Here is a 2,128-nt window from a genome sequence, read left to right as displayed (position 1 = left end):
CAACGGCATCCACGGCGCGTGGTGGAAAACAGCTAAGTTATTGACAGCATGGCGCACCACGCGGAACAAAGACGCACACCTCTAAATTATTGAAATAGAGATATAAAAGTTAAAGTGCTGGACTGGCCTTGGAACGTGGCCACCCTTCTTAGTTCGGATGCCCGTCCTGGTGTGGCCTTCCCAACAAGAAGTTGGCCTGAGCACGAGCTGGTAGGAGGGCGTCGCGGTTGCGGTGGTGCTCATCGGCCTTGGCGCCGGGGCGTGTCTCGTGGCGAAGCGGCCCTCCTTCTGGATCGAGTTTCAGCACGATCCCCAGTTCCAGCAGCACGCATGATGCCGAGCGCTGCGCCAAACTCGGGCATGGCACTTGGTTTGTGCGTTCACGAAGCTCCGGCCCGGATGAAGGCGACGCTCTCTGCAATTTCTGATTCTAACGCTGTGCTGCGATGTACCGACGGTGCAAAGCATTCATAAGAGTAGGCGCCCGTATAGCCTGCCGCACTGAGGGCTGCGATCTGGGCTAGATTGCCCAGGCGCTCGTCTCCCGTGACCAGGATCCGGTGCTCATCCTGCATCTCGCGGACGTCCACCGAAGGATTGACAACACCCGAGATGTGAACGATGCCAGTCCATTTCGGGAAAAACTCCTGTTCGTTGGCGAGATGGTGGTGGAAGGTATCGTGCACGAGTTTGTACCGCGCATCACCTTCTACGGCCTTGATTGCTGCGATTGCCTCGCTCTTGTGTCGCAGCGAGGATGTAGGGAAACCAAGAGGCTCTACCAGGGCAATCAGGTCCGTGCCCGCGAGCATCGGGAGAATGCGCGAGAGTGCGTTGCGAAGCGCGTCGAGGCGCGCGTCATCGGATTCGGTTCGCCCGTCATTGGACGGTATCAGGGAAATGGTCTCCGCGCCGCTGGCCACGGCCTCGCCGATGAGGCGGGCGACCTTCTCCCGTATCTCGTCTGACCAGCGGTTGAACGCATAGACCTCGGACAGGCCCAGAAGCCGCATGCCGTTTTCTCGCACATAGGCACCTACGTCCTTGGGACTTTCGCCGTCGAAGAACGCCCGCTCGCACAGCCTCTTGTCACGCAGGTCATTGCGAAGTTCCACGCCTGAGCAGCCTAGGCGCTTCGCCAGCTGGATGAACTCCTTGCATGTCAGGCGAGGAGTGGTGATCTGATTGAGTGCAAATGAAAGCTTGTCTGTCACGGGACCATCCTCTTGTCTGCTGATCTGGTTGAGCGGGCTGAGGTCAACCAATGTCGATCATCACCTTGCCACCTTCCAGCTTCACAGCATAAGTCTTGAGGTTCACGCAGACCGGAGCGCCCTTTGCCTCACCCGTGCGGTAGTCAAAGCGGCCATTGTGCTTTGGGCACTCAATGATGTTGTCCATCACCAGCCCGTCCGCCAGGTGGATCTTCTCATGGGTGCAAAGGCCGTCAGTGGCATAGTACTCATCTTCGGGGGAGCGGTAGATCGCGAACGTGCGTCCACCGTGGTCGAACCGCATCACGTCCTCTTCTGCAATGTCGCCGACAGCACAGGTCTCAATCCACTGGGTCATCTTCGCGTGTTTCTCCTGCTACTCGGCGGCAAACATCTGGGCGGGGTAGTCCTGCGGCATCTGCCGCTGGATTGACCATCCTGGCTCACGCACCTGGCGCAGGATTGCCGGGATGATTTCACGATAGGCGGCGACGACGCTTGGGTAGGCGGGCGGGCAGTATGTCTTCATCTCCTCATGCAGTTCCGGCAGGCGATGATAGGGTACCATCGGGAACATGTGGTGCTCCACGTGATAGTTCATGTTCCAGTAGATGAAGCGCAGCACGGGATTCATGTAGACGGTGCGACAGTTGAGGCGATGATCCAGCACGTTCTCGGGAAGGCCGGTGTGCTGCGTGAGACCAGTCATCACATGCACCCATGCGCCATACATGGCGGGCAGGGGGCCGACCAGCAGCATCGGCAGGATCGAGCCGATGTAGATCGCGAAGGCAATGACGGCGAGGTGTATGGCAAGCCAGATGCGTGCCGTACGGTGGACCTTGGGGCGCTCCATCTTGGGGATGAAATCCGCTTCGTCAGGGGAAAGCCTGCCTGCCGCGTGCCGCAGCATG

3 protein-coding genes are annotated in these 2,128 nt (G+C 59.1%); all 3 read right to left on the bottom strand.

Annotation, left to right across the window (positions count from 1 at the left end; all coding sequences use genetic code 11):
- Window positions 1-380: 380 nt before the first annotated feature.
- Window positions 381-1,214 (bottom strand): TIM barrel protein, encoded by an 834-nt coding sequence (locus tag WCJ41_RS21660; protein WP_336907910.1) that lies wholly within the window; start codon window positions 1,212-1,214, stop codon window positions 381-383.
- A 43-nt stretch (window positions 1,215-1,257) separates the two neighbouring features.
- Window positions 1,258-1,572 (bottom strand): MocE family 2Fe-2S type ferredoxin, encoded by a 315-nt coding sequence (locus tag WCJ41_RS21655; RefSeq protein WP_336907909.1) that lies wholly within the window; start codon window positions 1,570-1,572, stop codon window positions 1,258-1,260.
- An 18-nt stretch (window positions 1,573-1,590) separates the two neighbouring features.
- The coding region (locus WCJ41_RS21650; protein ID WP_336907908.1) for a fatty acid desaturase at window positions 1,591-2,128 on the bottom strand (538 nt) is incomplete at its 5' end.

The sequence above is a fragment of the Aestuariivirga sp. genome, assembly GCF_037139295.1.
Classification (GTDB): domain Bacteria; phylum Pseudomonadota; class Alphaproteobacteria; order Rhizobiales; family Aestuariivirgaceae; genus Aestuariivirga.
Note: the sequence above shows the minus strand (reverse complement) of the source record. Positions and strands in the feature narration are given on the sequence as shown.